The organism is Paraburkholderia sediminicola (assembly GCF_046026855.1).
GTDB lineage: Bacteria > Pseudomonadota > Gammaproteobacteria > Burkholderiales > Burkholderiaceae > Paraburkholderia > Paraburkholderia sediminicola_A.
Genome location: NZ_JAQQET010000007.1, coordinates 149,574 through 163,928 on the forward strand (window position 1 = coordinate 149,574; position 14,355 = coordinate 163,928).

At 61.9% G+C, this 14,355-nt stretch carries 9 protein-coding genes; 5 read left to right on the top strand and 4 right to left on the bottom strand.

The genetic code is table 11. The features are described 5' to 3' along the window. Positions 1–96: 96 nt before the first annotated feature. The 3 genes from PQR40_RS10170 to PQR40_RS10180 all read right to left on the bottom strand — a co-directional run bounded on the left by PQR40_RS10170 (position 97) and on the right by PQR40_RS10180 (position 6,939). Positions 97–4,938, bottom strand: a complete 4,842-nt coding sequence (locus PQR40_RS10170; RefSeq protein WP_408387752.1) for an NAD-glutamate dehydrogenase — start codon at positions 4,936–4,938, stop codon at positions 97–99. Positions 4,939–5,131: 193 nt separating this feature from the next. Continuing rightward, positions 5,132–5,908 carry an alpha/beta fold hydrolase gene (locus tag PQR40_RS10175; protein ID WP_408508920.1) on the bottom strand — a complete coding sequence of 259 codons (777 nt, stop codon included), beginning with the start codon at positions 5,906–5,908 and terminating at the stop codon, positions 5,132–5,134. Then, positions 5,905–6,939: a M14 family zinc carboxypeptidase gene (locus PQR40_RS10180; RefSeq protein WP_408229510.1), complete on the bottom strand. Its 1,035-nt coding sequence runs from the start codon at positions 6,937–6,939 to the stop codon at positions 5,905–5,907. The genes PQR40_RS10175 and PQR40_RS10180 overlap by 4 nt, the downstream gene beginning before the upstream one ends. A 291-nt stretch (positions 6,940–7,230) precedes the next feature. Here PQR40_RS10180 and phnC point away from each other — a divergent pair, with 291 nt between their 5' ends. The 4 genes from phnC (at position 7,231) to PQR40_RS10200 (ending at position 11,180) form a co-directional block, all read left to right on the top strand. After that, on the top strand, positions 7,231–8,148 hold the full coding sequence (gene phnC / locus PQR40_RS10185) for a phosphonate ABC transporter ATP-binding protein (RefSeq protein ID WP_408335129.1): 918 nt from the start codon (positions 7,231–7,233) through the stop codon (positions 8,146–8,148). A 43-nt stretch (positions 8,149–8,191) separates the two neighbouring features. Then, on the top strand, positions 8,192–9,169 hold the full coding sequence (gene phnD / locus PQR40_RS10190) for a phosphonate ABC transporter substrate-binding protein (protein WP_408229507.1): 978 nt from the start codon (positions 8,192–8,194) through the stop codon (positions 9,167–9,169). Then, positions 9,166–10,005, top strand: a complete 840-nt coding sequence (gene phnE, locus PQR40_RS10195) for a phosphonate ABC transporter, permease protein PhnE (RefSeq protein WP_408229504.1) — start codon at positions 9,166–9,168, stop codon at positions 10,003–10,005. Before phnD ends, phnE begins: the two co-directional genes overlap by 4 nt. 338 nt (positions 10,006–10,343) lie before the next feature. Then, positions 10,344–11,180: an EamA family transporter gene (locus tag PQR40_RS10200; RefSeq protein WP_408229501.1), complete on the top strand. Its 837-nt coding sequence runs from the start codon at positions 10,344–10,346 to the stop codon at positions 11,178–11,180. A gap of 56 nt (positions 11,181–11,236) precedes the next feature. Here PQR40_RS10200 and pdxR read toward each other — a convergent pair whose 3' ends face one another. Continuing rightward, positions 11,237–12,748: a MocR-like pyridoxine biosynthesis transcription factor PdxR gene (pdxR, locus tag PQR40_RS10205; RefSeq protein ID WP_408508921.1), complete on the bottom strand. Its 1,512-nt coding sequence runs from the start codon at positions 12,746–12,748 to the stop codon at positions 11,237–11,239. Positions 12,749–12,870: 122 nt separating this feature from the next. Between pdxR and PQR40_RS10210 the strand changes: the two genes are divergently transcribed. Next, the gene (locus PQR40_RS10210; RefSeq protein WP_408508922.1) at positions 12,871–14,154 is read left to right on the top strand and encodes a 4-aminobutyrate--2-oxoglutarate transaminase; all 1,284 of its coding nucleotides are present in this window, start codon (positions 12,871–12,873) and stop codon (positions 14,152–14,154) included. The last annotated feature ends 201 nt before the right edge of the window (positions 14,155–14,355 follow it).

The following is a 14,355-nucleotide window of genomic DNA, read 5'->3' on the forward strand; positions in this document are numbered from 1 at the left end:
GGACATGCCAGACGGCATGCGTCCAACCCCAGTGCGGTTTCGCCCCGTGCTCCATGACGTCTGCAGTCCATCCGCCCTCTCTCACGGTCCGTTGTGCTAGGCCCTTTCGAGCGCGGCCATCTCCCGCACGATCACCAGCAGCATCGACAGGCTCGCGCCGCCCGTGGCCCGCAGATCGGCAAGCAGGCGCGCATAGCGCTCCAGCTGCGCGGTGCGTTTGTCACGCCACGTCTGAACCAGTGCATCCGGCGTCGACGCATCGTCCGCGCCGGTCAGCGCACTCGTGGTCAACGCGCGTTTCAGGCGCGCAAGCTCGGCAAGCGCCGTGGCGCGCGCCAGCATGTCCCAGTGCGTGGGCGCCGGCAGTGCGGCCGCGCGCTCGCTGATCCAGCTGTAGTTCAGCAGCGTACCAAGCGCGAAGTAGACGCCCGCCACGAGTTCGAGACTACGCCCGCAGGTCGACGCCACCTCGGCGATGTCGAGCAAAGCCGCCGATATCTCGCCGCTGGCGATTCGCACCGCCAGTTCGCTATCGACACCCGCGTCCGCGAGCGCGCGTTGCCGTTCGGACAACGCCTCGAGATCCGCGCTCGGCAGCAGCGCAGGCCATTGCGGCGCGAGGCGTTGCGCCGCGTCGCGACAGCGTGCAAGCAAGCCGGCGACGTCACCGTCGCTGACCGCTCCCGACTGCAACTGCCGCAGAAACCACAGCGCCGAGCGTTCGACAAGCCGCGCCACTTCGACGAACATGCGCGCCTGCACATCGTCGGCGACACGGTTATCGAGCGCGTCGATACTGCGCCATACGTCGTCCAGATCGAACACGTCGCGCGCCATAATGCAGGCTCGCACGATGACGCCAGGCTGTGCATCGGTCTCCTCCATCAGGCGATGCACGAACTCGCAGCCCACGCGATTCACCAACGCATTGGTCAGATGGGTTGCAAGAATTTCGCGCCGCAGCGGATGCCGTTGCATCGGTTCGCTGAAGCGTTGCCGCAATGGCTTCGGAAAGTATTCGATCAGCATGTCGCTGACGAGCGGATCTTCCGGCATTGACGATTCGAGCAGTGCGTCGTACAACCACATCTTGCTATAGGCAAGCAGCACGGCGCGCTCGGGCGTGGTCAGCCCTTGTTTTGCGGCCTGGCGTTCGGCGATTTCTTCATCGGTTGGCAAGAACTCGATTACGCGATTGAGCCGGCCCGCGCGTTCAAGGTAACGCATTAACCGCGCTTCGGCATCGAGCAACTCGACGCCAAAGCGTCCTGCAATCGAGAGCGCCTGGGTCTGATAGTAGTTGTCCTGCAAGACGAGCAAACCGACTTCATCGGTCATTTCCGCAAGCAGAGCATTGCGCTGTTTCTCAGTCATTTCGCCGTCGGAGACGACGAGGCCCAGCAGAATCTTGATGTTGACCTCGTGGTCCGAACAGTCGACACCCGCGGAGTTGTCGATCGCATCGGTATTGATGCGGCCGCCGCGCTGCGCGAATTCGATGCGTCCGAGTTGCGTAAGCCCGAGATTGCCGCCTTCCGCGACGACCTTGCACTGCAGATCGGCGCCGTTGACGCGAATCGCATCGTTAGCGCGATCGCCGACCTGCAGATGCGTTTCCCGGCTCGCCTTCACGTAAGTGCCAATGCCGCCGTTGTAGAGCAGATCGACAGGCGCCAGCAGAATCGCGCGCATCAATTCAGCGGGCGCGAGCGCCGGCGCGCTGATACCGAGCACCGACTGCACCGCCGCAGACAAGGGAATTGTCTTGGCCGTGCGCGGAAACACGCCGCCGCCCGCAGAGATCAACGACGGATCGTAATCCGCCCAACTCGAGCGATCGAGCATGAAAAGGCGCCCACGCTCGGCAAGGCTTACCGCAGGATCCGGATTCGGATCGAGAAAGATATGCCGATGATCGAACGCGGCGACCAGCCTGATATGCGGCGACAGCAGCATGCCGTTGCCAAATACATCGCCCGACATGTCGCCGACACCGGCCACGGTGAAGTCGGTCGTTTGGGTATCGACGCCCATTTCGCGGAAGTGCCGCTTGACCGACTCCCACGCGCCGCGCGCCGTGATCGCCATTTTCTTGTGGTCATAGCCGACCGAACCGCCCGACGCAAAGGCGTCATCGAGCCAGAAACCGTATTCCTGCGAGATTGCGTTCGCGTAGTCGGAGAAGGTGGCCGTGCCCTTGTCGGCGGCGACGACCAGATAGGGATCGTCGGGATCATGCCGCACCACATCCGGCGGCGGCACCACCGCCGTGCCCGCGAGGTTGTCGGTCAGGTCGAGCAGGCCGCGCAGGAACGTCTGATAACAAGCGATACCTTCACGCATCCACGCGTCGCGTTCGGTCTGCGGCGGTGGATTCTTCACGACGAAGCCGCCTTTGGAGCCGACCGGCACGATCACCACGTTCTTCACCATCTGCGCCTTCATCAGCCCGAGTACCTCCGTGCGGAAGTCCTCACGCCGGTCCGACCAGCGCAGCCCGCCGCGCGCGACACGGCCGCCGCGCAAATGCACGCCTTCCACACGCGGCGAGTACACCCAGATCTCGAACATCGGCTTCGGTTCAGGCAAACCGGGCACTTGCGCAGGATTGAATTTGAACGACAGATACGGCTTCGGCTGGCCGTCTGCATCGAAGCGATAGTAGTTCGTGCGCTGGGTGGCCTTGATAACGCCGAGGAATTGCCGGAGTATCCGGTCCTCGTCGAGATTCGGCACCTGATCGAGCGCGCTGTCGATCGACTTCAACAAGCCGTCGACACGTGCCTCGCGCGTCACGCCCTGCGCCGGGTCGAAGCGCGCAATGAACAACTCCACGAGCATGCGGGCAATCGCCGGATTGCCGGTAACCGCGCGCTCGATATAGGCGTCGCTGAAGGTCGATCCCACTTGCCTCAGGTACTTGGCATAAGCACGCAGAATCGTCACCTCGCGCGCATTCAGTTGCGCACGCAACACAAGGCGGTTGAAATCGTCGCTTTCGATTCCGCCAGTCCACACCTGTTCGAACGCGTCTTCGAAAAGATCCTTCACACGTTCGATATCGAACTCGGCGTCGTCCGCGAGTTCGAGGCCGAAATCGTGAATCCACGCAGGCGTGGCGCCGAGCGCTTCGATCAGATAGGGCCGCTCTTCATCCACACGCACGCCGAGATGTTCAAGCATCGGCAAGCTGCGCGACAACGCAATGGGTAGTCCCGCGCGATAAACCTTGAAGCGAAACGCACGCGGTCCTGCTTCGATCGGGCGGTACAGATTCATGGCGAGCCGCTCGCTGCCCTGCACGCGTTCGATCAGCTCGATATCGCGCACCGCGGTACGGGCCGGATAATCGTCGCGATAGCCAGGGGGAAACGAATCCGCATAGTGTTGCAGAAGACGGTTGCCCTGTTCCTCGCCGAATGCGTCGAGTAATGCGTCGGCGAGATCGTCCTGCCAGCGGCGCGTGACCTGGACGAGCCGCGCTTCGAGTTCGCGCGTATCGACATTGGGCATACCACCCGGCTTTGCATGCACGACGAAGTGAATACGTGCGAGGGTCGACTCCGACAACAGCGGCGTGAATTCGACACTTTCCCCATTGAATGCATCGGCCAGCAGGTTGGCAATGCGCTGCCGCATATCGGTGTTGTACTTGTCGCGCGGTACGAACACGAGACACGACACGAAACGGTCGAAACGGTCGCGGCGCACGAACAGACGCGTGCGCTGATGCTCCTGCAAACGCAGCACACCCAGCGCGATATCGTAGAGCTGGTCTTCGTCCGCCTGAAAGAGTTCGTCGCGCGGATAGGTTTCGAGCACAGTTACCAGCGATTTGGCCAGGTGACCCTTCGGCAGGAAGCCAGCGCGCCGCACAATGTTCGCGCATTTGCGCCGCACGATCGGAATTTCCGAGGCCGAAACCAGGTACGCGGTAGACGTATACAGGCCGATAAAACGCCGCTCGCCGGTCACCTTGCCGTCCGCGCCGGTCAGCTTGATGCCGACGTAATCCAGATAGCCCGGCCGATGCACCGTTGCGCGCGAGTTGGCCTTGGTCAGGAAAATGGGCGATGAGCCGGAGATGATATCGGCGGCCGCCGGTGGCAATGGCGTGACGTCGGCCGCGCCCGCGGGACGCAGTGCGTCGCGCAGAATGCCGAGGCCGGAGCCAGGTACCGCACGCAGGCCAAAGCCAGTGTCGTGCTGCACCAGTTCATAATCGCGCTGGCCGAGAAATGTGAAATGATCGGCCACCATCCATTCGAGGAAGGCTCGGGCCTCGACACCTTCTGGTCCCGCCTCGCCGGCCTTCATGCCTTTCACCGTAACGCGCGCCAGCTCGACGATCTTCGGCCAGTCTTCCACTGCGGCGCGCACGTCGCTCAACACCTTGGCGATCTCGTCACGCAATGCGTCGAGCTTCGCTGCGTCGCCGCAACGGTCGACTTCGAAGTGAATGAACGAGGCAAGCTGCGAGCGCGTATCGGCTGCATCTTCAGCGCCCTGGCCCACTCGCACGATGCTGCCGTCCGGCCCGCGCCAGATGCGAAACACCGGATGCACGACCGAATGCAGCGCGAGCCCGAGGCGGTTGACCGCCATCGACACCGAATCGACCAGAAACGGCATATCGTCGTTGACGATCTCGATCACCGTGTGATCGGAGTGCCAGCCATGCTGTTCGAGTATCGGGTTGTAGACGCGTAGCCGTTCGCTACCGGGCACGAAGCGCTGCGCGGTTTGCCAGTGTGCGAGCGCCGCGCCGTAAAGATCGGCAATCGCGCGGCTTTGCAGGTCGTCGGCATCGACGAAATCGTAGTAGTGCTGCAGGAAAGGTTCGACGACTTTGAAGGTCGGCTCGGGCAAGCGCCCACGCGCAAATTCGAAGACATCGTTCAGCAGGTGCGTGACGGCTTCTTCATTCTTCGCTTGCATGATCAACTCCCCCGGCGGGCGGCAATAGCGAGTATCGCTTGATTCGCATGCATCGTCTGAACGGGGATTATGCACCTGCTGGCCAGAAAAACGATGTGCGAGCTCTTAGGTTATACCCGCTGGCGGTTGAGGTGCTGCTGTCTGCGTTGTGGTCTGCGTTGTGGTCTGCGCTGTTGCCTGCGCTCTTGCCTGGCTAGAGCCCGGCCTTCGGCTCTTCGCCTTCCTGCATCAGCCACGCGCGAACCTGTTCGCTGGCCCATGCCGGGTCGTCGTGCGGCAAGTCATGACCGGCCCATTGATGCTCGCGATGGGTTGCGCCCCACGCCGCCGCGAGCTTCGCCGAACACGCCGGATTAACCAGCGTGTCGGCGCGTGAAGAAAGAATCAGCAACGGGCAACCCGGTTTTGCCACAGCCGCGCTAAAGCGTGCGGCGGCCCAAAGCTGCCGTAACGCATTGCCCCGGCTCACCGGCGCGGTCCGGCGAATTTCGCTCCATGCATCGAGATCGGCACCCAGCGTTTCGACGTTATTGCACGTCAGCCGATGAATGCCGCTTTCCGCGCGCGGCGCGTCGCGCCAGTGTGCTGCGACGCCCAGAAGGCCCGGCCATGCGGATGGCCGCAAGCGCTCGTGCATGCGGCTGAACGGTCTCATGCTGGTATTGATCAGCACGAGCCGCTCGATCTCGCCGGGATGCCGTTGCGCCCAGTCAGTTGCCACCATGCCGCCAAGCGACATTGCCAGCACGCGATAAGGGCCTGTTGCTCCAGTTTGCAGCGCAGCAATCCGCACGAAGCCCACCATATCTTCCACCGCAGCCGGCGCGCGCAGGTTCGCAAACTCGCCGTTGCCGGGCAGATCGAGCAACAACACGCAATCCGTGCCGATCGCCTCGCGCAACAAGCCAGGCAAACGCCCCCAATGGCGAGTTTCGCGCGTCAGCCCACGCAACAGAATCCACGTGCTCATGACACTTCCGTTTTGTACCAAAGGTCGATCGCGCTTTGCAACAGTTGCTCACGACGATGACCTTGCGGCAGCCAGCGTTGCGACGAGAACGCCGCGCGCGCGAGGAAATCGAGCAGATTCGCATGACGCCGCAACACGCGCGCGGTGCGATGCGCCTTCACCGGGTTGAACATACCTTGACGCGAAAACAGTTGGCGCGGATTCTTCTTGATCCACAGCCACGAACCGAGTTCGAGCGTCATCGGCAGGAAGACGTTCGGTGCAGGTGTGCGGTCGTACGCGAAGTCCCACAGATCGCCGTGCAATAGATACTGGTGGCTCTGCGGCTCGAACGCGTAGCCATGATGCGGATGCGCACGCTCGAACATGGTTTTCAGCACGTACATTTCCGGCAGATGCGGCATCAGCTTGCGCGTGCGCGCATAAGGAAACCAGATGCTGTCCCGCCAGCCATAACCCGAGTGGCAATCGAGCGCGATGCTCAAGGGTCGCGCGGCCATTTCGGTTTCTACCACCCGCAGGAGCGCCGCCGCCTCCGGCTCCATCGGCTCGCCTTGCCGGCCGCGATACCAGGGCAGCCATGCGCCCACCCGCTGGCCGCCGGCGAGCAGCGGCACGCGTTCGTCGGCATTCTGCGGCGCGTTGCGCATCAGATCGACACCGTTTGGATTGGCGCGCGTGGCGGCCCACATCCCGCCCGGATTGACGATCGGCATAAAGATCAGACGAATCGACTGCAATTGCCGCACCAGCAGTTCGTCCCATTCGAGCCGGGCGAGCAGCGCGCGCATGTAGTCGAGCACGAGCTGCGAGCCAATCCGTTCGAGCCCGTGAATGCCGCCAAAGAAACCGATTGCCGGCGCGAGCGGGTCGGTCGAACCGATGCTCGCGGTGTGCACGGCGAACTGCCGCCCTCGCACCGTCGTCTCGCAGACCGTGCGGATCTCGAAGCTTGCGCTGCCCTGATCGAGGATCGTCTTGAGATCTTCGTACTCCGCAAAACTGTCGGGAAGAAAGCTCAAAGGCTGCATGACGACGTCGAAGGAAACTGCAAGGTTATTGGGGACGGCACGCCGGATGAAGCAATATAGCCTGGCTGCGCGCGATCATGCGCTGCCAGCCCCACCCCACGCAAATCGTGTCATACAGATGTCATTTTTTATTCGAACGAATGACTTCTACCTGTCTTTCTGGCGACGCAAAAAAGTCACATGAAGATATAGTCGTCTAGACGTTGCGATGCCTTCACTCAACCGTCACAGACGCTTCCTAGAATGAGCCCCACACAAGCCGGCAATGGCCGGATGCATCAAGGGGTACTTATGGAAGAGATTCGGGAAGCAATTCGTATCGAACGGTTGAGCAAGACGTTCAGCAATGGCCGCAAGGCGCTGGACGAAATCGATCTGCGCGTCGAACCGGGCGAAATGGTTGCATTGATCGGCGCCTCGGGTTCGGGCAAGTCGACGCTGCTGCGGCATATCGCGGGCTTCACGGCCTCGGATGCGCAGCCGTCGCAGATCGCGATTCTCGGTCGGCCGATCCAGCAGAACGGCCGCATCGTGCGAGAAGTGCGCAGCATTCGCCGCGATATCGGTTTCGTATTCCAGCAATTCAATCTGGTGAACCGGCTTTCCGTAGAGAGCAACGTGCTGATCGGCGCACTCGCGCGGCTGCCTTTGTGGCGCCGTCTCACCGGCAGATTTCCGGTTGCTGAGCGTGCCTTGTCGATGGCCGCGCTCAATGAAGTCGGCATCGGCGACCATGCGCGCGAACGCGCCGCCAATCTCTCCGGCGGCCAACAGCAACGCGCGGCATTGGCGCGAGCGCTGGTGCAACGCGCGCGCATCGTGCTTGCTGACGAACCGATCGCCTCGCTCGACCCGGAATCTTCGCGCCGTGTCATGGAAATGCTGCGCACGCTCAACGTCGAGCATCAACTGACGGTGCTGGTGTCGCTGCATCAGGTCGATATCGCGATGCAGTATTGCCCGCGCACCGTCGCGCTGCGTCGTGGCAAGGTGGTCTATGACGGCGCCTCCGCCGCGCTGAGCCCTGCCCTGCTCAAGAAGCTCTACGGCGACGATGTCCGCGAACTGCTCGACGAAACCAGCGCTGATAGCGCGGCCGATCATACGGACAACAACGCTAACGGTGTCGACACCGGCGCACCGGCGCAAGACGCCGCGCCCACCTCGACACGTTATGCGTTCGCCCTCAATCCGGCGCACTCGAACTGAGCGCGCCCACTCATTCTGTCCACTCAACCGGACCTCAAAAGAGATGAAATTCCTGCGTTCATTGATCACGCTGACCGTCGGCGCGGCCGCTTTCGCCTGCGTCGCCTCCGCACAAGCCGAGGACATCAACCTTGGCATCATCTCGACCGATTCGTCCTCCGTGCTGAAACAGCGCTGGGAACCGCTGATCGCGGACATGAACAAGCAAACCGGCCTGAACGTCAAAGCGTTCTTCGCGACCGACTACTCCGGCATCATCGAAGGAATGCGCTTTAACAAGGTACAGATTGGCTATTTCGGCAATGCGTCGGCGATGGAAGCGGTAGACCGGTCGCAAGGCGAAGTGTTCGCGAAGGTCCTGTATGCAAACGGCGATGCCGGTTACAAATCGGTGCTGATCACCAATGTGAACAGCCGCTTCAAGACGCTCGACGACGTCTTTAAAAACACCAGGGACGTCACGGTCGGCTTCGGCGATCCGAACTCCACCTCGGGCACGTTGATCCCCGGCTATTACCTGTTCGCCAAGCACAACACCCCGGTCAACACGTCATTCAAAGCCGTGCTGCCGTCGAGTCACGAAGCGAATCTGCTCGCCGTGGTGAACAACAAGATCGACATCGCGACCAACAACACCGAGATGCTCGACACACTAAAACAGCAGCATCCGGACAAGTTCGCGCAAGTACGCGTGCTGTGGACCTCGCCGTTGATTCCGTCGGATCCGCTCGTGTGGCGCAAGGATCTGCCGCAAGCCACCAAGGACAAGATCCGCAACTTTTTCCTGAACTACGGAAAAACCGATCCGCATGAAAAAGCGGTGATGGCGGCGATTACGGGCTACGCCGGCTTCGCGGCATCGTCGGATGCGCAATTGCTGCCGATCCGCCAGGTCGCATTGTTCCAGCAGAAGCAGAAGATCGAAAGCGACACGCATCTTTCCGACGACGACCGCAAGACCCAGCTGGCCGCGCTCGATGCGAAGCTAAGCGTACTCAACACCGCCGTAGCCAAGCAATGAACACGATTGATCTGATCACGTCGCCAACGCGTGCGAGCGAAGCGCTCGCCGCGCAGACGGCACGTGCAGCTCCCGCCGCGGGCAAGCGCAGCTGGCTGTCGCTCGTCGGCTGGATCGCGGTGCTTGCCGCGTTGGGTGGCGCATGGCACGGCGCCGATATGCGTCCGCTGGACCTGCTCTCCGACTCCGGCAACATGGGTCAGTTCGCCAAGGATTTCTTCCCGCCTGACTTCACCGAATGGCGCAGCTATTTGCACGAGATGGCCGTGACGCTGTCGGTGGCAGTGTGGGGCACGGCGCTCTCGCTGGTGTGCGCGGTGCCGTGTGGACTGATGTCCGCGCATAACATGGCGCCGATGTGGATCGTTCAACCGATGCGCCGCATGATGGACGCGTGCCGCGCAATCAATGAAATGGTCTTCGCGATGCTGTTCATCGTCGCGGTGGGACTCGGTCCGTTCGCCGGCGTACTGGCGTTGTGGGTGCACACCACCGGCGTGCTCGCCAAGCTCTTCGCCGAAGCGGTCGAAGCCATCGATCCGCGTCCGGCCGAAGGCGTGCGCGCCACCGGCGCGACCAGTCTCGACGAAATCATCTACGGCGTGCTGCCGCAAGTGCTGCCTTTGTGGATCTCGTACGCGTTATATCGCTTCGAATCGAACGTGCGCTCGGCGATGGTGGTCGGCATGGTGGGTGCGGGCGGGATTGGCGTGGTGCTGTACGAGGCGATCCGCTCGTTCAATTACGCGCAGACGGCTGCGGTGATGATCATGGTGATCGTGGTCGTGACGGTGATCGATCTGGCGTCCGCGTGGCTGCGCGAACGCGTGACGTAACGTAACGTGATGTGATGTGACGCAATTTGATCGCTTCGCGATTCCTGCATGCCGAAGGGTTGGCGAGACGTGCTTCGTCAACCCTCATCCGGGTTGCTTCGATATTGCGTGCCTGCTGCGAGCCTACTGGGTACCTGCTGCGTGCCAGCGCGGCAGTATAGCGGCACGCAGGCGCCGCGCCGAAGTTGAGCAGCGGGACCTCGCCGCCACAAATTGCCGGCTTCCGCCACATAAAGCCCCTTCACTTTAGTCGTCCACCCCTCCATTCCGGCATTCTGCTGGAATAATCACGTGCTTACGGCCGGCCCCCGGCCGTCTCTCATCTCTCCCTGGTCTTCATGGACACCTTTGTCGTCTTGCTCGTGCTGCTCTCCGCGCTGCTGCACGCCACCTGGAACGCGTTTCTGCATTTATCCGAAGACCGTGTGTGGCTGCTCGGCATGATGGCGATTCCGTATATCGCCGTCAGCGCCGTCGGCGTGATCGTGCTGCCTTTGCCTGACCCGGCCGCATGGCCTTACATCTTTGCATCAGTGGTGCTTGAATTCGGCTACCTGCTGGCGCTGATTCGCGCGTACAAAAGCGGTGACTTCGGCCAGATCTATCCGATCGCGCGCGGTCTTTCGCCGATGCTCGTGTTCGTCGGCGCGCTGGTATTCGCGCACGAAACGCTCAAGCCGCTGGCGGCGATCGGTGTGGCGCTGGTATCGCTCGGCATCGTCTCGCTGGCGTTCCGCCGCGGCATGCGTTTTTCCGGCGAAAGCGTACCGTTTGCGCTGCTGACGGGCTTCTTCATCGCAACGTATTCGGTTGTCGACGGAATCGGCGCGCGCGTGGCGGGCAATGGCCTGAGCTACATCATGTGGGTCTATCTGATCTGGAATATCCCGCAGTTTCTGCTCGCCTGGCATTGGCGCGGTGGCGCCAAGGGGCTGTTTATCGGCCGCACGGTGGTGCTCAAGGGCATGGCCTCCGGCGCGCTCGCGCTCACCGCGTATTGCCTGATTATCGAGGCCTACCGCTATATGCCGATCGCGATGGTTTCCGCGTTGCGCGAGCTGAGTTCGATCTTCGCGGTGCTGATCGGCTGGCTGTTCATGCAGGAGAAGCTGACGACACGGCGTATCCTGGCGTGCGCATTGGTTACGCTGGGGGCCGTGTTGATCCGGATTTGAAGCGCATTGACACCCGTTGAAGACACGTTGACGCTATCAAGCAACCACGGCCGCCCTTACGCAAACTGCACGAGCGTCGCGTCGATCGCATCAGCCAACGTATTGAATGCCGGCGCGATCTCTTCGTCCGACACGCACGCATAGCCGATCAGCAACCCCGATGGCGCGAGCGACGGTTGCGCGTAATACCCCGACAACGGCCGCACGACAATATTGCGCTCCAGCGCCGCAGCCGCCACCGCGCGGTCGTCGCTACCCGCGGGCAACTGCATCACGAGATGCAAACCGGCGTCGCCACCCACGGCCGGCAGCGCATCGCCATAACGGTGCGCTGCGGCATCCAGCAGAGTCTGGCGACGCTGTCCGTAAAGCGTGCGCATCTTGCGGATATGCGAGGTGAAATGCCCTTCCGCGATGAACTCCGCGAGCATCGCCTGCTGCAATAACTGCCCTTCCCGATACAACTCCGCGCTGGCGGTCGCAAAACTCTCCGCCAGCGCTTCGGGCACGACCAGGTAGCCGATGCGCAACCCCGGAAACAACGTCTTGCCGAAGCTGCCCACGTAAATCACCTGCCCCGACGTATCCAGGCCTTGCAGCGATGCCAGCGGCCGGCTGCCGTAGCGGTATTCGCTGTCGTAGTCGTCCTCGATGATCCAGCACTGGTTCTGCCGCGCGTACTCCAGCAACATGCGGCGCCGCGCGAGGCTCATCACCATGCCGAGCGGATATTGGTGCGACGGCGTGACGAGCATCAGCTTAGGCGGTTGCGCAAGATCGTCGGCGGATGGATTGATGCCTTCTTCGTCGACGGCGATCGGCCGCGACTGCAGGCCAGACACGTGCAGCACGCTGCGCACGCCCCAGTAGCAGGGGTCCTCCGTCCAGATCAGATCGCCCGGATCGGACAGCAGACGCACGGCCAGGTCGACGGACTGGTGGATCCCGGTCGTGATGATGATCTGCTCGGGCGTACATCGCACCGAGCGCGATGTCCGCAGATAGTCGGCTAGCGTGTGCCGCAATGAGGCCAGGCCGCCACCCGGCGCATAGGTCAGTAAGTCCGGGCGCAGCCGGCGCCAATACTTGTTGTGCAGGCGGCTCCACACGCGCGCCGGAAACTTCGTGACATCCGGCACGCCGGGCATAAACGCGCCCCATTGCCGCTTCGACACGCCCGCACCCGCGATCAACCGCGCGCCACGCGTCGACAACGCGCGGTTGCCCTGCAACGGCGGCGGCAGTGACTCGAGCGGCGCAGCCAGCGCCTCGGCGTCGGGCACGCCGACGATCTCGTCCGGTGCGCTGTCGGCGACGAACGTGCCGCGGCCGGTTGCCGAGTTCACATAGCCTTCGAGCACCAACTGCTCGTACACCTGCGTGACCGTATTACGCCCAATGCCCAATTCCTGCGCCAGCAAACGCGACGACGGCACCTTGCTGCCCGCCGGCAGTTCGCGCGACAGGATCGCCTGCTGCAACAGCCGGTGCAGCTGACGATAGATCGGCTGGCCGTTGCCACGGTCGAGGCGCTGCGCCAGCCAGTCGGACAAAACGCTTGCGCGCATGAATGGCTCCTACATTTTTATTGAAATGGCTCTGAAATTAAGAGCCAAATCTCATTATAGTCGCTACATGTGCTGCGCTAAGCGCGCGGGATCTGCAAAATCGAGGAGCAACGGAGATAACCATGAAGAATGCCGAACTGAAGAGCCGCAAAGATGCCGCCACGCCGCGCGGTGTCGGAGTGATGTGCGATTTCTACGCCGAGCGCGCTGAAAACGCCGAGTTGTGGGACGTCGAGGGCCGCCGTTTCATCGATTTCGCTGCGGGTATTGCTGTGTGCAACACGGGCCACCGTCACCCGAAGATTCTGGCCGCGATCCGCGACCAGCTGGATCATTTCACGCACACCGCGTATCAGATCGTGCCGTATGCGTCGTATGTCGAGTTGGCTGAAAAGATCAACGCGCGTGCGCCGGGCGACTATCCGAAGAAGACGGCCTTCTTCACGACGGGCGCCGAAGCCGTTGAAAACGCGATCAAGATTGCGCGTGCCGCGACCGGCCGTCCGGGTGTGATCGCATTCACCGGCGGGTTCCATGGCCGCACGATGATGGGCATGGCGCTGACCGGCAAGGTTGCGCCGTACAAGATCGGCTTTGGTCCGTTCCCGGCGGACGTATTCCATGCCCCGTTCCCGAATCCGCTGCATGGCGTGACGACGGCCGATTCGCTGAAGGCGATCGAGTTCCTGTTCAAGGCCGACATCGATCCGAAGCGCGTCGCCGCGATTATTTTCGAACCGGTTCAGGGCGAAGGCGGGTTCTATCCCGCACCGGCCGAGTTCGTGCGCGCCTTGCGCAAGCTGTGCAATGAGCATGGCATTTTGCTGATTGCCGATGAAGTGCAGACTGGTTTTGCCCGTACCGGGAAGCTGTTTGCGATGCATCACTATGACGTGGTGCCTGATCTGATGACGATGGCCAAGAGCCTGGCGGGCGGCATGCCGTTGTCGGGGGTGGTCGGGCGTGCAGATCTGATGGACGCTGCCGCGCCTGGCGGTCTGGGTGGCACTTATGCGGGTAACCCGTTGGCGGTTGCTTCCGCACATGCTGTGCTCGATATCATCGACGAAGAGAAGCTCTGCGAGCGGGCGACTGTTTTGGGTGATCGTGTTAAGGCGAAGCTGATCGCGCTTCAGAGCGAAGTTCCGCAGATCACCGATGTGCGCGGGCCGGGCGGGATGGTGGCTGTTGAGTTCTGCAAGGCAGGTGGGACGGAGCCGGACGCTGACTTTACCAAGCGGGTGCAGGCTCGGGCGCTGGAGCGCGGGTTGTTGTTGCTGGTTTGTGGTGTTTATTCGAACGTGGTTCGGTTCCTGTTCCCGCTTACGATTCAAGACGCCGTCTTTGATGAGGCGATGGGGATTTTGGAAGCTGTGCTTAAGGAAAGTGTTGCTGTAGCTGTTTGACGGTTTTTTTTGGTCTGCGCGGCGCTTGGTTGTTTGCCTGTGGCGTTGGCCTTTTCTTGTTTTCTTAGTGGTCTATTGGCGTCGCCCCTGTGCGGGGCGGGCACCTACTTTTCTTTGCCTGCTGCAAAGAAAAGTAGGCAAAAGAAAGCAGCTTAAACCGCTAACTCTTAAGTGGGTCCCCTGGCTTGGAGGGGCAGTGGT